The following is a 16125-nucleotide window of genomic DNA, read 5'->3' on the forward strand; positions in this document are numbered from 1 at the left end:
CGTATTGTACGACAGAATATGCAAATCTAGGCAAATCAGTCTCCAGACGGGCAAATGTAGAGTATAGTGGATTGAATTTAAACCAGTACGGCGTTGCCTCGCCTTGCCGTACTATCTGTACTGTCTTCGGCTTCGTCGCCTTGTCCTGATTTAAATTTAATCCACTATAGATGCAAAAACTTTGCTTCATTGCCTGATTCTTATGTTGCCCAACCATCCAAAAGGTCGTCTGAAAACCTAGTTTCAGGTTTTTCAGACGACCTTTTGCTTGATCAAATCACTTCAATACATTGCCCAATGGGAATCAGCAGTGAACCAGCGTGCCTTCGTCTTCGCCGGTAATAACGCGTTTGAGCGAGCCTTGTTTGGCGATACCGAAGACGACGATGTTGAGTTTGCGTTCGCGGCAGAGGGCGAAGGCGGTCGCGTCCATGACTTTGAGGTTTTTGTTCAAGGCTTCGTCAAAGGTGATGGTTTCGTAGCGCGTGGCGGACGGGTCTTTTTTCGGGTCTGCGGTATAAACGCCGTCCACGTTGGTGGCTTTGAGCATGACGTCGCAGTTCATTTCGGCTCCGCGCAGGGCGGCGGCGGTGTCGGTGGTGAAGAAGGGGTTACCCGTACCGGCGGCGAAGATAACGACTTTGCCTTCTTCAAGGTATTGGATGGCTTTGGGGCGGGCGTAGGTTTCGGCGATTTGCTGCATGGAAAGCGCGGATTGTACGCGCGCTTTAATACCGAGGGTTTCGAAGGCATCTTTGAGGGCGAGTGCGTTCATCACGGTCGCCATCATGCCCATGTAGTCTGCGGTGGCGCGGTCCATGCTGCCTGCTTGGGCGGATACGCCGCGGAAGATGTTGCCGCCGCCGACGACGATGCCGACTTGTACGCCCATTTTGACGACTTCGGCAATTTCACCGACGGTTTGGACGATGGTGTCGTGGTTGATGCCGAAAGGATCGGAACCCATCAGGGATTCGCCGGAGAGTTTCAGTAATACGCGTTTGTATTTGATTTGCTGTGTCATGGGATACCTTGCTTTCTTGGGTTGGTTAGCGCCGATTATTCAGAGCGAACTGACCATTCATTCCAAATGATCAGTTCACCCTGTGGCGCTGCTTCAATGCAGGGAAAGGGCGTTTGATTTTCAGACGACCTTTCCGGATGTTTGGCTGACAGGGTAACGCGTTTTCCGTGGGTGTATGGGTTTGGATAAATTATTATGTGTTGATTATGATGAAATATTCGATTTCCAACAGTATTCTAAACAGTGTAGCTCTCAAAAAAAAGCACCCTGATTCGTTTGGAATCCAGGTGCTTTCTTTTTCATCTCTGCCTTACACTTTAGCAGCAGCGGCAACTTCGGCTGCGTAGTCGACAACGGCTTTTTCGATACCGTCGCCTACTTTATAACGTACGAAGCTAACCACTTCGGTGCCGTTTTCTTTAGCGAATTGGGCAACGGTTTGGTCAGGGTTCATTACGAATGCTTGGCCGTTCAGAGTGATTTCAGCCAAGAATTTGCGGATACGGCCTTCAACCATTTTAGCGGCGATGTCGGCAGGTTTGCCGGAAGCGATAGCTTGTTCGGTGTAGATGTGGCGTTCTTTTTCGATGGTTTCGGCATCTACTTCGGCTTCGGTTACGCATTGCGGTTTGGCGGCAACGATGTGCATACCGATTTTACGCGCTACGTCTTCAGAGCCTTTGAACTCAACCAATACGCCTTCGGTAGCCAATGCACCGTGGATGTAGGCAACCAGTTGGTTGGCGGTATCGATAACTTGGAAGCGGCGGACAGACATGTTTTCGCCCAATTTGGCGATGATGGCTTTGCGTTCGGTCTCAACCAATTCGCTCAGTTCTTCAACGGTAGCCGGTTTTTTCTCGGCAGCGGTTTTCGCAACGAAGTTGGCGAATTCTACGAAGCCTGCGTCTTTGGCAACGAAGTCGGTTTCGCAGTTTACTTCAACCAATGCGCCGACATTGCCGTTGATGGCGTAAGCCAATACGCCTTCGGCAGCTGTACGGCCAGCCAGTTTGCCGGCTTTCGCGCCGGATTTGATGCGCAGGATTTCTTCGGCTTTTTCGAAGTTGCCTTCGGCTTCAACCAAGGCTTTTTTGCATTCCATCATGCCCAGGCCGGTAGCGGCGCGCAGGTCGGCAACCATTTTTGCAGTAATTTCTGCCATTTTGAATCTCCTAGATTTTGGGGAAACACGGGGTATCCGTGTTTGGGAATGGGGTCGTCTGAAAAGGTTTCAGAACGGGATTTGAGAAAAGGGGCATAACGCCCCTCTTCGGTTTGCCGGATTACTCGGCAGCAGCTTCTTGGGCAGCGGCTACGGTTTCTTGCAGCGCTTGGTTTTTGCCTTCCAAAACTGCGTCGGCGATGCCGCGGCAGTACAGGCGGATGGCTTTGGCGGAGTCATCGTTACCGGGGATAACGTATTTCACGCCGTCAGGGCTATTGTTGGTATCGACTACGGCGATAACAGGGATGCCCAGTTTTTCAGCCTCGACCAGAGTACCTTTTTGGTAGCCGGTGTCGATAACGAAAATCGCGTCAGGCAGGCCTTTCATGTTTTTGATACCGCCCAAAGAACGTTCCAGTTTTTCAACGTCGCGTTGCATTTCCAGAATTTCTTTTTTGTTGAAACCGCCTTCGGCAGCGTTTTCCAAAGCAGCGGTTTTTTCTTCCAGGCGTTTGATGGATTGCTTAACGGTTTTGTAGTTGGTCAGCATGCCGCCCAACCAACGGTAATCGACGAAAGGCATACCGGCGCGGGTAGCTTCTTCGCGGATGATTTCACGCGCTTGACGCTTGGTGCCGACAAACAGCACGGTGCCTTTATTGGCAACCAGACGGCGTACGGCTTCTTGCGCTTCTTGGAACATCGGCAGGGTTTTTTCCAGATTTACGATGTGGATTTTGTTGCGCGCACCGAAAATGTATTGTGCCATTTTCGGGTTCCAGAAACGGGTTTGGTGGCCGAAGTGAACGCCGGCTTCAATCATCTGACGCATAGTAATTTGAGACATTTTATTTCCTTGAAAGGGTTAAGAGCACACATTCAATCGCATAGAACTTGATAGGCTGCGCCTATTGTCAAGCACCCTTCGGCGAAAGTGGGCATAAGTTTTAAAAAATAGTGTGTTTCCGAAATGGAAAACTGACGGATTATAGCGGATAAGGGGTCGTCTGAAAAGGGATTTTATGCACTGCCGTCGTGTTTGCCGCCTTCTTGTCCGGCTGCGCGGCGGCTTTGTTCGAATGCTTCCTTTTCCTGCTGCTTCATCAGACGGTTGCGGCGGCGGATGGTGACGGTGAAAACGGTAAACGCAACGGGCAGGACTGCCCAAAAAACCAAATAAATCAAAGCGCGCGCAATGCTGGGCTGGGCGGCGGAATACATGACGGCGACGAAGAGGTAACCGATAAGAACGATATGCCACATGGCGGAATCCTGTTTTGATGTTAACGGAGTGTTTATAATCGCCGTATTCTACAACAACACTCAAAAGGTCGTCTGAAATGAGGAATGAGGAAAAACACGCCCTGCGCCGCGAATTGCGCCGCGCCCGCGCGCAGATGGGGCATCAAGGGCGGCTGACGGCGGGACAAACGGTTAACCGTCTGCTCAAACGTTATATCAAGAAGGGGCGGAAGATCGGCGTGTATTGGCCGATGGGCAACGAACTTCGCTTGGACGGTTTCGTCCGTGTGGCGCAAAAACGCGGGGCTAAACTTTATCTGCCTTACATCGAACCGCGTTCGCGGCGGATGTGGTTCACGCCCTATCCTGCCGACGGAGTGAAACAAGAACGTAAACGCGGCAGGGCGAAGCTGCATGTGCCGCAATTTTCGGGACGTAAAATCCGCGTACACGGTTTATCGATATTGCTTGTCCCGATTGTCGGCATGGACCGCGAAGGCTACCGCTTGGGGCAGGCTGGCGGCTATTACGATGCGACGCTCGCAGCGATGAAATACCGTTTACAGGCAAAAACCATAGGCGTAGGCTTCGCTTGCCAACTGGTTGACACGCTGCCGCGCGAACCGCACGACCTGCCGCTAGACGGGTTTGTATCGGAGTCGGGCGTGCTGGTGTTCAAACATCATTAATCAATAGCTTTCAGACGACCTCAAAGATGCCGCCACTCAAACAAAAAGGTCGTCTGATAACTCAAACCATCAAATACAAAGGAAACCTCATGGCTGATTTTTCATCCGTTCCCGTTTTGTCCTTTAACCGCGTCCGTCTCGAGCCTTTGACGGCGGCACACGAAGCCGGTTTGCGCGAAGCAGTTTGCGACGGCGAAGTCTGGAAGCTGAACGTAACCACCGCACCCGAACCCGACCAAGTGGCGGACTATATCCGCACCGCCACGCAAACCCGTCTCGCCTTTGCCGTCATCGACGAAGACACGGGCAAAATCGTCGGCTCGACTTCGCTTTACCACATCGACCCCGCCATCCCCCGCCTCTACATCGGTTTCACATGGTACGCCCTGTCGGCACGGCGCACACGCATCAATACCGCCTGCAAAATCATGTTGCTCGACTACGTTTTCGACACTTTAAACTGCCGCTGCGTCTGCTGGCAGACCGACAACCTCAACACCGCCTCCCAGCGCGCCATCGAACGCTTGGGCGCACACCAAGACGGCATCTTGCGCTGCCACAAATTGCGGAAAGACGGCAGCGTGCGCGATACGGTGGAATACAGCCTGCTGCGCGAGGAATGGCCGCAGGCAAGGGCAAAACTGCTCGAAAAAGCGGCAGCTTATGACGCATCCTGAAAAAACGTTTTCTTCTTCATTTTTTCATCAAAACACGTCCATCTTGCTGACAATCTGAAGTCTTTAAAAAATTAATGAAACAAGGTGTGACACCGTCAATCCCCTGATAAATAAAGGTCGTCTGAATGTTTCAGACGACCTTTTCAAACCGCGTTTATGTAAATCCAAACAGAAAATCTTTGCAATTCTCAGAAAAATCCACTAAATTCTCAATAACATATTATGAACGGTTTAACATCGGTTCAAAATGTAAAACCCGCGCGCAATCTTCCACGCCAAAAACACCGCGCCAGCAGGTTTTACCGCCGAAACAGGCGTTCGTAATACAACGGATAATCATAAAGGCAGGATATGCCTGTTTCTAGGAGTACAACCATGGCTGAAGCAACAGATGTTGTCTTGGTGGGTGGAGGCATTATGAGCGCGACTTTGGGCGTTTTGCTCAAAGAACTCGAACCGTCTTGGGAAATCACCCTTATCGAACGCTTGGAAGACGTAGCGTTGGAATCGTCAAACGCTTGGAACAACGCCGGCACAGGGCATTCCGCGTTATGCGAACTCAATTACGCCCCGCTCGGCGCAGACGGCACCATCGACCCGACCCGCGCCCTCAATATTGCCGAACAATTCCACATCAGCCGCCAGTTCTGGTCATCGCTTGTCGAAGAAGGCAAAATCACCGACAACTCCTTCATCAATACCGTTCCGCACATGTCTTTGGTCATGAACACCGACCATTGCGACTACCTGCAAAAACGTTTCGACGCATTCAAATCCCAAAAACTCTTTGAACGGATGGAATTCTCCACCGACCGCGCCAAAATTGCCGAATGGGCGCCGCTGGTCATCAACGGCCGTAAAGAAGGACAACCCGTCGCCGCCAACTACTCCGCCGAAGGCACGGACGTCGATTTCGGCAGCCTGACCCGCCAAATGGTGCAATACCTGCGCGAAAAAGGCGTCAAAACCGAGTTCAACCGCCACGTCGACGACATCAAACGCGAATCCGACGGCGCATGGGTACTCAAAACCAGCGATACCCGCAACCCCGACGGACAGCTCACCCTCCGCACCCGCTTCCTCTTCCTCGGCGCAGGCGGCGGCGCACTGACCCTGCTGCAAAAATCAGGCATCCCCGAAGGCAAAGGCTACGGCGGCTTCCCCGTTTCCGGTCTGTTCTTCCGCAACAGCAACCCCGAAACCGCCGCGCAACACAACGCCAAAGTGTACGGACAAGCCTCCGTCGGCGCGCCGCCCATGTCCGTCCCGCATCTCGACACCCGCAACGTGGACGGCAAACGCCACCTGATGTTCGGTCCTTACGCAGGCTTCCGCTCCAACTTCCTCAAACAAGGCTCGCTCATGGATTTACCCATGTCCATCCACTTGGACAACCTCTACCCCATGCTGCGCGCCGGTTGGGCAAACATGCCCCTGACCAAATACCTGCTGGGCGAATTGCGCAAAACCAAAGAAGAACGCTTCGCCTCCCTGCTGGAATACTACCCCGAAGCAAACCCTGACGACTGGGAACTCATCACCGCCGGTCAACGTGTGCAAATCATCAAAAAAGACTCCGAAAAAGGCGGCGTCCTCCAATTCGGTACCGAAATCGTCGCCCACGCCGACGGCTCGCTCGCCGCGCTCTTGGGCGCATCCCCCGGTGCATCAACCGCCGTACCCTTGATGATCAAGCTCATCCACCAATGCTTCCCAAGCCGCATCCCGTCATGGGAAGGTCGTCTGAAAGAGCTTGTCCCCGGCTTCGGCATCAAGCTCAACGACAATCCGCAGCTTGCAGAAGAAATCATCAGCCACAACGCCAAAGTATTGGGCATCCATCATCAATGATGGGAAAGTAATGATGAAACAGCGTATCCTTGAGATACGCTGTTTTGATTTGATTTTCTGTATAACCAAAACTCCTATACCGTCATTCCTAAGCTATAATTCCGCATGCGCATTTTGCATAACCCAAACAAAGAAACCATCATGAAAAAACTGCTCCCCATGCTCCTACTCTCCCTGCCGCTGGCTGCCGTTGCCGATCCGGTACGCGAAATCCATAGCCAAGAAGACCTGTGCCAAAGCCTGATACAGGGCGGCGCGTTCAATTTTTATTTGGAACGCACCTGCGGCTTTAAGGGCAAAGTATCAGATAAAACCATCGAAGTCATTTCGCAGCAATGTTCCGATACTTTCGATAAAGACCAAATCGAGGCGATGTCTGAGGAAGCCATCGAAGATGGCGTCATGCGCTTTAACCGCTATGGCAAAAAAGAATTCTGCGCCGCCAACCGCAAAGGTTATATCGATGCCGGCAAACTGATGGACGAACTCCTCCAAAACGGTATATAAGCCCCAGTACGACAAACCATAAACCTACGAAAGCAGCCTGTCTTTCGGATACGCTGCTTTCGTTTCAGCCTGAAACCTACCCACCAACATAAAAGGTCGTCTGAAAACCCGAAATTGAGTTCTCAGACGACCTTTGCTCATCGGAACAAACCTTATTTCTTATTGCCCAACTGCGGCAATACCGAACCTTCGCCCAGCGACAACAAACCGCTTTGCGAGTAGATGCCGAGTTTGGCGCGTGTGTCGGTGATGTCGAGGTTGCGCATGGTGAGCTGGCCGATGCGGTCGAGCGGGGTGAACGCGGCGTCTTCGACTTTTTCCATACTCAGGCGTTCGGGTTGGTAGGTCAGGTTGGGCGATTCGGTGTTCAGAATCGAATAGTCGTTGCCGCGACGCAGTTCGAGGGTTACTTCGCCGGTGATGGCTTTGGCGACCCAGCGTTGTGCGGTTTCGCGCAACATGAGGGCTTGGCTGTCAAACCAGCGGCCTTGGTAGAGCAGGCGGCCGAGGCGCAGGCCGTTGATGCGGTATTGTTCGATGGTGTCTTCGTTGTGGATGCCGGTCACCAAGCGTTCGTAGGCGATGTGGAACAACGCCATGCCCGGGGCTTCGTAGATGCCGCGCGATTTGGCTTCGATGATGCGGTTTTCGATTTGGTCGCTCATGCCCAAGCCGTGACGACCGCCGATACGGTTGGCTTCGAGGAAGAGTTCGACGGGGTCAGCGTATTCTTTGCCGTTCAATGCAACGGGCACGCCCTCTTCAAAGCGCACGCTGACTTCTTCGGGTTTGACTTCGACGCTTTCGTCCCAGAAGGCAACGCCCATGATGGGTTTGACGATTTTGATGCCGCTGTTGAGGAATTCCAAATCTTTGGCTTCATGCGTTGCGCCGAGCATATTGGAATCGGTGGAGTAGGCTTTTTCAACCGACATTTTGTAGTTGAAGCCGTTGGCAATCAGAAATTCGCTCATTTCGTGGCGGCCGCCGAGTTCGTCGATAAATTGCTGGTCGAGCCAGGGTTTGTAGATTTTCAGCGCGGGATTGGTCAAGAGGCCGTAGCGGTAGAAACGCTCGATGTCGTTGCCTTTGTAGGTGCTGCCGTCGCCCCAGATGTTGACGTCGTCTTCTTTCATGGCGGAAACGAGCATGGTGCCGGTAACGGCGCGGCCCAGAGGCGTGGTGTTGAAGTAGGCGATGCCGCCGGTGGAAACGTGGAACGCACCGCATTGGATGGCGGCGATGCCTTCGTGTGCCAACTGCGCGCGGCAGTCAATCAGGCGGGCGTTTTCTGCGCCGTATTCCATCGCTTTTTTGGGAATGGCGTTGTAATCGTCTTCGTCGGGCTGACCGAGGTTGGCTGTGTAGGCATAAGGCAGCGCGCCTTTGAGTTTCATCCACAACAGCGCGGCAGAGGTATCAAGACCGCCGGAGAAGGCGATGCCGACTTTTTGACCGATGGGGAGGTGTTGCAGGATAGTATTGTTTTGGCTCATGGGGGAATCCTTTGGACTAAAAATAAATGGGCGCAACCGCCCCTTTTCGTAAAATTAGGTTTATTATCTAATAAATATTGCCGACAATCCAGCCGAGTAAACCAACATAGGTCGCCTGAAAACGGATTTCGGTTTTCAGACGACCTATGTCAATCTTGATTTAAAAAACAGCATTTTGCATACAGCTCCGACAAAGTCGCCGAGCCGATATCGCCAAAATCCTGCAAGCCTGTGCATTCGACAATCCGATGGCGGATGTAATTTACAGACTCCGGGGGTAAAGCCGGCAGACGGGTAAACGACTGTACTGCGGTATATACCGTCAGCGGCGTATCGTACGGCTGCTTGGGAACGAGCGCAATCCGGTAGATATTAATGATTCTGCTTCGTTTCGTATCAGTAAATACCGCCACGCCGCAAAAATCCTCTAAAGGCAGTGTTTGCGTGCCTTCGCGGCTGATTTTGCAAATCCCTTCTTCTGAAAATACGATTTCGCGGCTGCATTTATAAAAGTCACGCCACAGCGACCATGCGGCAAAGGCAAAGAGAGTTAAGCCTAGTGCAATGCGCCGTTCCATCAGTATCAAACCCAAGCCGAAGACGGCAAAGAAGACACTTTCCAAACGGTCAAGCCGGTTTTTCGGTTGTTTCAAACGATATTCGTGCATGGTTTTCCTTTTGTTTAACCCTTTGGGCGCGTCCGGACATTTTCAGACGACCTCCGAGAAGAAAGATTATGAAAGACCGACAGCATTTGTTCAACCTCATCATCATCGGCGACGAAATCCTGCACGGCAGCCGCCAAGACAAGCATTTCGCCTTTTTCAAATCCCTGCTGGAATCGCGCGGGCTGAAGCTCAATCAGGTGCAATACCTGCCCGATGAACCCGATTTGCTGGTCAAACAACTGCGCCGCAGCTTTTCAGATGGCCTGCCGACCTTCGTTACCGGCGGCATCGGCTCCACGCCCGACGACCACACCCGCCAAGCTGCCGCCGCCGCTTTGGATTTGCCCGTCGTCCGCCATCCCGAAGCCGCCAAGTTCATCGAAGCCGTTACCCTTAAACGCGGCGAGCCGCTTGACGCCCCCGAACACGCCCAGCGCCTGAAAATGGCGGAGTTTCCCGCAGGCGCAGAGCTTGTGCCCAACCCGTTCAACAACATCGCCGGATTTTCCATCCGCGAACATTATTTCTTCCCCGGCTTCCCCGTGATGGCGCACCCGATGGCGGAATGGGTTTTGGATACTTATTACGCCGACCGCTTCAACCAAACCGAGCACGGCAGCCGCAGCGTGTATGTATTCGGACAACCCGAATCGCGCGTCGCCTCGATTATGGAATACGTCGAACACACCTACCCGGGCGTGCGCTCTTACAGCCTGCCCAGCGTCGGCTGGCAGAATGCGGACGGAACGGCGGTCAAACCGCATATCGAGTTCGGCATCAAGGCGGAAGGCGAAGCATGCCGCGATTTGGACAAAGCATGGGCGGAAGTATTGCAGCGCCTGAAGGATTTGGGCGCGGAGTTGAAAGATATGCCTGTTTAACTCCCTACCCTACTTTGACAAAAAGGTCGTCTGAAAAACCTAAAACGGCTTTTTCAGACGACCTCGATATCCTGATATATAGTGGATTAACTTTAAACCAGTACGATGTTGCCTCGCCTTGCCGTACTATCTGTATTGTCTGCGGCTTCGTCGCCTTGTCCTGATTTAAATTTAATCCACTATATCAGTTTCCTCTTTCGCGGCTTGATGCTTTTTTTGAGGCGCTTTTTCCCTTTTTAGGGAATCATTTTGATAGAAGCACGTTTTTTGACCTTTATCATTTAGACTAAAAAATCTTATTTATTTTTACAATCTACTCAATTACATTACCGTTTAATGTAATTTATTACATTAACTAACATATATATTGTATAAATATACATTATTCGTCTATCGAAAATTCCATTTCGATTAATAATACTCTTTATCACTTTGTGTGCAATATATGACGGAATTTGACTTTATCAGACAATATTTGCAAAAACAGAAAAGCAGCGGTTTAATTTTGGGAATTGGCGACGATGCCGCGATTATCCGCCCAAGTCACGGATTTGATTTATGTTTTAGCGCGGACATGCTGTTAAAAGACAGACATTTTTTTTCTGACACCGCTCCGGAAGATTTGGCATGGAAAATGCTTGCTGTCAATATATCCGATATGGCCGCGATGGGCGCAACCCCGAAATGGGTGTTATTGAGTGCCGGATTACCCGAATTGGACGAAAATTGGCTGAAACGTTTTTGTGACAGCTTTTTCAGTTTGGCACAGCGTTTCGGCATTACCCTAATCGGTGGAGACACGACCAAAGGCGATTTGGTATTCAACGTCACCATTATCGGCGAGCTTCCGCAAGGACAAGCCCTACGGCGCGATGCCGCGAAAGACGGCGACGATATTTGGGTATCGGGTCAAATCGGATCAGCAGCAGCCGCTTTAAACTGCCGCCTGAACACACACACACTACCGCCCGATTTGTTCGACCTCTGCCATGACAGGCTGCTCCGTCCGGAGCCTAGAGTGGGATTGGGACAGGCGCTTCTGCCCATTGCCCATGCCACTCAAGATATTTCGGACGGTCTGGCACAAGACCTCGGTCACATTTTGACCGCGTCATCGGTCGGAGCGGAAATTTCGGCAAATGCGCTGCCGGTTTTAGAAGAATTGAAAAACGTCTTACCGCACGAAAGCTGGCTCTCCTGCGCACTGGCAGGCGGCGATGATTACGAACTGGTTTTCACCGCCCCCGAATGCCGGCGCAGCGAGATTCAGACAATAGCCGAACAATGCGGCGTAGCAGTAACGCCCATCGGGAAAATAAATAATACAGGTCGTCTGAAAATAATAGATTCCAATGGCGACGAATTAAAACTGACTTCATTAGGATTTGATCACTTTGGCTGAATTTAAACCTACTTTTGACTGGTTGAAGCAGCGCCCGTTATGCCTTCTGGCATTCGGATTCGGCAGCGGTCTCGCGCCTGTCGCGCCCGGCACATTCGGAACGATGGCGGCGCTGCCGATAGCATTTCTATTGGTTTTAATCGGTATCGACGGCTGGATTCTGGCTTTTTTGTGTGTCGCTCTGTTTATGTGGGGCATCCGCATCTGCAACCACACCGAAAAAGCACTCGGCATCCAAGACTACGGCGGTATCGTTTGGGACGAAATGGTAGCGATGCTTCTGATTCTGGCTTTTGCGCCGTTTAAATGGAATTGGTGGCTGGCAGCATTTATTCTGTTCCGCTTGTTTGATTCGATCAAACCTTGGCCGATCAAATGGTTTGACCGGCATGTACACGGCGGATTCGGCATTATGTTGGACGATATCATCGCCGCCATCATGACCTTGATCGTTTTAGGCATTGCCGCTTGGATTATCTGATTTTTTTAACACACTTATCCGAAACCATAAAACTTTCGGACACACATCGAAAACATCGGTGCAAACAAAACAAACACTATTACGGGATAACAAAAAATGAACGAAATCGAAATTAATGTTCAACCACGCTACGTTGCGGGTCAAAGCGATGTCTATCGTGACCGCTATGCCTTCAACTATGTGATTACCATCTGCAACCGCAGCAACGATGTCATCACGCTGCGCCAGCGTTTTTGGGAAATCACCGACGGACACGGAGCGACCGAGCCGGTAGGTCATTCCGGTCTGATTGAAGAACAGCCAATCCTCTATCCGGGCGAGGCTTATGAGTACAACAGCGGCTCTCAACTCTGCACCCCTTGGGGCAGCATCGAAGGCGCATACGAGTTTGAAGACAGCATCGGCGAACGCTTTATCGTCGGCGTACCGAAGCTGGAATTCAAAGCAGGCTTTACCCTGCAATAAACACCGAGCAAAAACAATACAGATCGGGAAAACCAAAGGTCGTCTGAAAGATTAAGGGGCTTTCAGACGACCTTTTTTATAGTGGATTAACTTTAAACCGGTACGGCGTTGCCTCGCCTTAGCTCAAAGAGAACGATTCTCTAAGGTGCTGAAGCACCAAGTGAATCGGTTCCGTACTAGCTGTACTGTCTGCGGCTTCGTCGCCTTGTCCTGATTTAAATTTAATCCGCTATACCAAAGCAATGCCGTGTCGAGTCTTATTGGAAACGCCCCCTCTTCACCTGCATCTGCCCCGTGCCCAACTGCGCCGCCAAGCCGTGATTGCGCAAAGCATGGGTCAGCGCGATGGCAAGTCCGTCGGCGGCATCCGCTTGCGGCGTACCCGACAGCGACAGCATCTGCACCACCATATGCTGCACCTGCTCTTTCGCCGCCTTGCCCTTCCCGACCACCGCCTGCTTGACCTGCAAAGCCGTATATTCAAACACAGGCAAATCTTCCATCACCAACACCGCCAGTGCCGCCCCGCGCGCCTGCCCCAGCATCAGCGTAGCCGCCGGATTCACATTGACAAACACCTGCTCCACCGCCGCCTGATGCGGGCGATATTGCTGCACAATCTCCTTGATATGCCGCGCAATCACGGCGATACGCTCCGCCAACGGCGCATTCGGCGGCGTTTTGATACAGCCTGACGCCACATAAAAATGTTCCCTGCCGCATACGTCGATCACGCCGAAACCGGTCACCCGACTGCCGGGGTCTATGCCCAAAATACGGACGCTTTTTTGTACAGTCATCTCAGTTTCTTATTCCCATATCGTCAATCAACACATCCTGTCCCTTCAACATATAGTGGATTAACAAAAATCAGGACAAGGCGGCGAAGCCGCAGACAGTACAGATAGTACGGAACCGATTCACTTGGTGCTTCAGCACCTTAGAGAATCGTTCTCTTTGAGCTAAGGCGAGACAACGCCGTACTGGTTTAAAGTTAATCCACTATAAAAGGTCGTCTGAAAACCGATTGTCAGGCTTTCAGACGACCTTTGCCTTCTTTTTACGCCTTATTTTTTAAACATATTTTTAATGATGCCCATCACGCTGCGGGAGATGGCATTGGTCACTTGGCGGTTGATTTGGCTGCCGATGGCGTCGGCGACGTTGTAACCCAAGCCCTGCCCTGACTTTTTACGTCCGCCGCTCAAGCCGCCGAGTAGTCCGCCGAGTATGCCGGGATCGGCATTGGCGGCTTCTTTTTCAGCGGCTTTTTGCGCTTTTTCCTGCTCTTTTGCCGCCGCTGCCGCCTCTTTCTCCGCCGCGACCTGACTGTCGGCTTCGGCTAAGGCTTCAAAAGCGGAATAGTTGTCCACCATGTCTTTATAGGTCGGATACAAATCATCGTTTTGGAACAAGCGGTTGCGCTCTTCGGCGGCAAGCGGGGTCAAGGCGGATTGCGGCGGCAGGACGAGCGCGCGCTCTACCGGCTCGGGCATACCTTTTTCGTCGAGGAAGGAAACGAGTGCTTCGCCGACGCCCAGTTCGGCAATCGCTTCGGCAACTTTGATATTCGGGTTGCTGCGGAAAGTTTCGGCAGCGGCCTTGACCGCTTTTTGGTCGCGCGGCGTGAAAGCGCGCAGGGCGTGTTGCACGCGGTTGCCGAGCTGTCCAAGGATAGTATCGGGCAAATCGAGCGGGTTTTGGGTCACGAAATACACGCCCACGCCTTTGGAACGGATCAGGCGCACGACTTGTTCGACCTGCTCCACCAGCGCATTGGCGGCGTTGTCGAACATCAAATGCGCTTCGTCGAAGAACATCACGAATTTCGGTTTGTCCAAATCGCCGACTTCGGGCAGGGTTTCAAACAATTCCGCCAACATCCACAGCAAAAACGCGCTGTACATACGCGGCGAGCGCATCAGTTTTTCCGAATTGAGGACGTTGATGACGCCTTTGCCGTTTTCGCTCTGCATCCAATCTTGCAGGTTGAGCGACGGCTCGCCGAAGAATTTTTCCGCACCTTCGTTCTCCAGCGTCAAAAGCTGCCGCTGAATCGCGCCGATACTGGCGGCGGAAACGTTGCCGTATTGCGTGCGGTATTCCGAAGCGTGGTCGGAAACGTGTTTCAGCATGCTGCGCAAGTCTTTCAAATCCAGAATGTGCCAGCCTTTGTCGTCGGCGACTTTGAACACAAGGTTCAGCAAGCCTTCCTGCGTATCGTTCAAATTCATCAAACGCGCCAGCAGCAGCGGCCCCATTTCTGAAACAGTTACGCGCACCGGAATGCCGGTTTCGCCGTAAACATCCCAAAAACGCACAGGGAAACTTTGCAGCCATTGCTCGCCCAAGCCAAACTCGGCAATGCGTTCGCCCACCTTGCCGCTGGCGGCACCCGCTTGCGCGATGCCCGACAAATCGCCTTTGACGTCAACCAAAAATACGGGAACGCCCTCGCTGCTGAAGGCTTCCGCCATACGGCGCAGGGTCACGGTTTTACCCGTACCGGTCGCACCGGCAATCAAGCCGTGGCGGTTCGCCATTTTGCCTTGGATTTCAAGTGTCTTATCGCCCGCGCGCGCGATGGGGAATGTCGTCATGAAGGTTTCCTTTGATTGGATGGTTTATATCAATATAGGAACGGCGCGCCCAAATATCAGCGCAAACCGTCTATCAAACTGCCGTCATTCTACCGTTTTGCAGGGGATGGCTTCAACCCGCAGTAAACCGATGCCCTCCCCCAACCCATCGCGGGCAAAGCCCAAGCTACACAACGCAACTTCGCCCGCCCATTGCCATACATCAAAAGGTCGTCTGAAAAAAGCCGTTTCCCACGTTTCAGACGACCCCGCCGCCGCGAAAAGCGTATACTTTCCCTATCGCAACCAAGGAGCCGAATCATGAAAATCCTGCCTGTCCTGACCGCTGCGCTGCTCTTGTGTTCCTGCGCCTCTGACCGAGAAACCGAAGCCCTGAAAAACAGCCTGTCCGAAGCGCAAACCGCCGTGCGCCTTTCAGCCGAAAACACCAAGCGGCTGGAAGACACCTATTCCGACATCTACTTCCACCTCGACAGCCTGACCGTCGAAAGCTTCAAAAAACGCGTCGCCAACGGAGAGACCGTTTACGCCTACATCGGCCGCCCGAGCTGCAGCGACTGCAACGCCTTCGAGCCCATGTTCAAACGCTACATCGTCAGCCGTAACCTGAACGGCAAAATCTACTTCATCAACGTCCACCGCCTGCACCAAGACAAAGACGCATGGACCGCGTTCCGCCAACAATACAAACTCGGCGGCACGCCCGTCCTAGCGAAATACAGCAAAGGCAAACAAGTCAACAAACTCGATTTGGAAGAAAACGGCGGCAAAATCAGCGCCAAAGACTTGGAGAAATGGCTGGACGCAAACGGCTTGCGGTAAATTGTCCTTTTGAGATTGCGCCGTTTGAGAGTTAAAGACTTTACGGAAGAATGAAGAGAGGTCGTCTGAAAACAGGATTTTGGTTTCAGACGACCTTTTTCCATAGCAGCAATCTTGTTCCTTCCCCCGTCCGGCGGGGGAAGGTTAGGATG

At 52.3% G+C, this 16125-nt stretch carries 18 protein-coding genes and 2 pseudogenes; 10 read left to right on the top strand and 10 right to left on the bottom strand.

Annotated elements, in window-relative coordinates:
* Positions 1 to 57: 57 nt before the first annotated feature.
* From DBZ16_RS16715 to DBZ16_RS07000, 5 genes and pseudogenes are all read right to left on the bottom strand, one after another.
* Positions 58 to 169 (bottom strand): annotated as a pseudogene (locus tag DBZ16_RS16715) (IS5/IS1182 family transposase); the annotation flags it as partial.
* Positions 170 to 304: 135 nt separating this feature from the next.
* Positions 305 to 1024, bottom strand: a complete 720-nt coding sequence (pyrH, locus tag DBZ16_RS06980) for a UMP kinase (protein ID WP_003712995.1) — start codon at positions 1022 to 1024, stop codon at positions 305 to 307.
* A 310-nt stretch (positions 1025 to 1334) separates the two neighbouring features.
* Entirely contained in the window at positions 1335 to 2189 is an 855-nt protein-coding gene (tsf, locus tag DBZ16_RS06985) for a translation elongation factor Ts (protein ID WP_003741379.1), read from the bottom strand.
* Positions 2190 to 2310: 121 nt separating this feature from the next.
* The gene (gene rpsB, locus DBZ16_RS06995) at positions 2311 to 3039 is read right to left on the bottom strand and encodes a 30S ribosomal protein S2 (RefSeq protein WP_002243114.1); all 729 of its coding nucleotides are present in this window, start codon (positions 3037 to 3039) and stop codon (positions 2311 to 2313) included.
* 173 nt (positions 3040 to 3212) lie between these two features.
* A complete protein-coding gene (locus DBZ16_RS07000; RefSeq protein ID WP_107813451.1) occupies positions 3213 to 3455 on the bottom strand; it encodes a hypothetical protein in 243 nt (80 codons plus the stop codon).
* A 77-nt stretch (positions 3456 to 3532) separates the two neighbouring features.
* Here DBZ16_RS07000 and DBZ16_RS07005 point away from each other — a divergent pair, with 77 nt between their 5' ends.
* The 4 genes from DBZ16_RS07005 to DBZ16_RS07025 all read left to right on the top strand — a co-directional run bounded on the left by DBZ16_RS07005 (position 3533) and on the right by DBZ16_RS07025 (position 7158).
* Complete coding sequence (locus tag DBZ16_RS07005; protein ID WP_107813452.1) at positions 3533 to 4123, top strand: 5-formyltetrahydrofolate cyclo-ligase; 591 nt, start codon at positions 3533 to 3535, stop codon at positions 4121 to 4123.
* An 89-nt stretch (positions 4124 to 4212) separates the two neighbouring features.
* Positions 4213 to 4800 (top strand): GNAT family N-acetyltransferase, encoded by a 588-nt coding sequence (locus tag DBZ16_RS07010; RefSeq protein ID WP_107813480.1) that lies wholly within the window; start codon positions 4213 to 4215, stop codon positions 4798 to 4800.
* A 375-nt stretch (positions 4801 to 5175) separates the two neighbouring features.
* Entirely contained in the window at positions 5176 to 6651 is a 1476-nt protein-coding gene (locus DBZ16_RS07020; RefSeq protein ID WP_107813453.1) for a malate:quinone oxidoreductase, read from the top strand.
* Positions 6652 to 6792: 141 nt separating this feature from the next.
* Complete coding sequence (locus DBZ16_RS07025) at positions 6793 to 7158, top strand: hypothetical protein (RefSeq protein WP_159070310.1); 366 nt, start codon at positions 6793 to 6795, stop codon at positions 7156 to 7158.
* Positions 7159 to 7310: 152 nt separating this feature from the next.
* On the opposite strand, the gene argG is transcribed toward DBZ16_RS07025, so the two are convergent.
* Together argG and DBZ16_RS07035 are read right to left on the bottom strand one after the other, a co-directional pair.
* Positions 7311 to 8654, bottom strand: coding sequence for an argininosuccinate synthase (argG, locus tag DBZ16_RS07030; protein WP_003759392.1), 1344 nt, complete (start codon positions 8652 to 8654; stop codon positions 7311 to 7313).
* 149 nt (positions 8655 to 8803) lie between these two features.
* Complete coding sequence (locus DBZ16_RS07035) at positions 8804 to 9322, bottom strand: hypothetical protein (RefSeq protein WP_107813455.1); 519 nt, start codon at positions 9320 to 9322, stop codon at positions 8804 to 8806.
* Positions 9323 to 9390: 68 nt separating this feature from the next.
* Between DBZ16_RS07035 and DBZ16_RS07040 the strand changes: the two genes are divergently transcribed.
* Positions 9391 to 10203 (top strand): competence/damage-inducible protein A, encoded by an 813-nt coding sequence (locus tag DBZ16_RS07040; RefSeq protein ID WP_107813456.1) that lies wholly within the window; start codon positions 9391 to 9393, stop codon positions 10201 to 10203.
* Between the two features lie 73 nt (positions 10204 to 10276).
* Here DBZ16_RS07040 and DBZ16_RS15795 read toward each other — a convergent pair.
* Positions 10277 to 10387 (bottom strand): annotated as a pseudogene (locus DBZ16_RS15795) (IS5/IS1182 family transposase); the annotation flags it as partial.
* A gap of 261 nt (positions 10388 to 10648) precedes the next feature.
* Between DBZ16_RS15795 and thiL the strand changes: the two are divergent.
* From thiL to apaG, 3 genes are all read left to right on the top strand, one after another.
* Entirely contained in the window at positions 10649 to 11605 is a 957-nt protein-coding gene (thiL, locus tag DBZ16_RS07050) for a thiamine-phosphate kinase (RefSeq protein ID WP_107813457.1), read from the top strand.
* Positions 11598 to 12086: a phosphatidylglycerophosphatase A family protein gene (locus DBZ16_RS07055; protein WP_003759387.1), complete on the top strand. Its 489-nt coding sequence runs from the start codon at positions 11598 to 11600 to the stop codon at positions 12084 to 12086. Before thiL ends, DBZ16_RS07055 begins: the two co-directional genes overlap by 8 nt.
* Before the next feature lie 96 nt (positions 12087 to 12182).
* Complete coding sequence (apaG, locus tag DBZ16_RS07060) at positions 12183 to 12551, top strand: Co2+/Mg2+ efflux protein ApaG (RefSeq protein ID WP_107813458.1); 369 nt, start codon at positions 12183 to 12185, stop codon at positions 12549 to 12551.
* A gap of 257 nt (positions 12552 to 12808) precedes the next feature.
* Here apaG and ruvC read toward each other — a convergent pair whose 3' ends face one another.
* Both ruvC and DBZ16_RS07070 read right to left on the bottom strand, forming a co-directional pair.
* The gene (gene ruvC, locus DBZ16_RS07065) at positions 12809 to 13351 is read right to left on the bottom strand and encodes a crossover junction endodeoxyribonuclease RuvC (RefSeq protein ID WP_107813459.1); all 543 of its coding nucleotides are present in this window, start codon (positions 13349 to 13351) and stop codon (positions 12809 to 12811) included.
* Positions 13352 to 13618: 267 nt separating this feature from the next.
* A complete protein-coding gene (locus DBZ16_RS07070; RefSeq protein ID WP_107813460.1) occupies positions 13619 to 15151 on the bottom strand; it encodes a helicase HerA-like domain-containing protein in 1533 nt (510 codons plus the stop codon).
* 130 nt (positions 15152 to 15281) lie between these two features.
* Here DBZ16_RS07070 and DBZ16_RS14960 point away from each other — a divergent pair, with 130 nt between their 5' ends.
* Both DBZ16_RS14960 and DBZ16_RS07075 read left to right on the top strand, forming a co-directional pair.
* Positions 15282 to 15455 carry a hypothetical protein gene (locus DBZ16_RS14960; RefSeq protein ID WP_159070311.1) on the top strand — a complete coding sequence of 58 codons (174 nt, stop codon included), beginning with the start codon at positions 15282 to 15284 and terminating at the stop codon, positions 15453 to 15455.
* Positions 15452 to 15973, top strand: a complete 522-nt coding sequence (locus DBZ16_RS07075) for a thioredoxin family protein (RefSeq protein ID WP_107813461.1) — start codon at positions 15452 to 15454, stop codon at positions 15971 to 15973. The genes DBZ16_RS14960 and DBZ16_RS07075 overlap by 4 nt, the downstream gene beginning before the upstream one ends.
* The last annotated feature ends 152 nt before the right edge of the window (positions 15974 to 16125 follow it).

The sequence above is a fragment of the Neisseria sicca genome, assembly GCF_003044565.1.
Classification (GTDB): Bacteria; Pseudomonadota; Gammaproteobacteria; order Burkholderiales; family Neisseriaceae; genus Neisseria; species Neisseria sicca_A.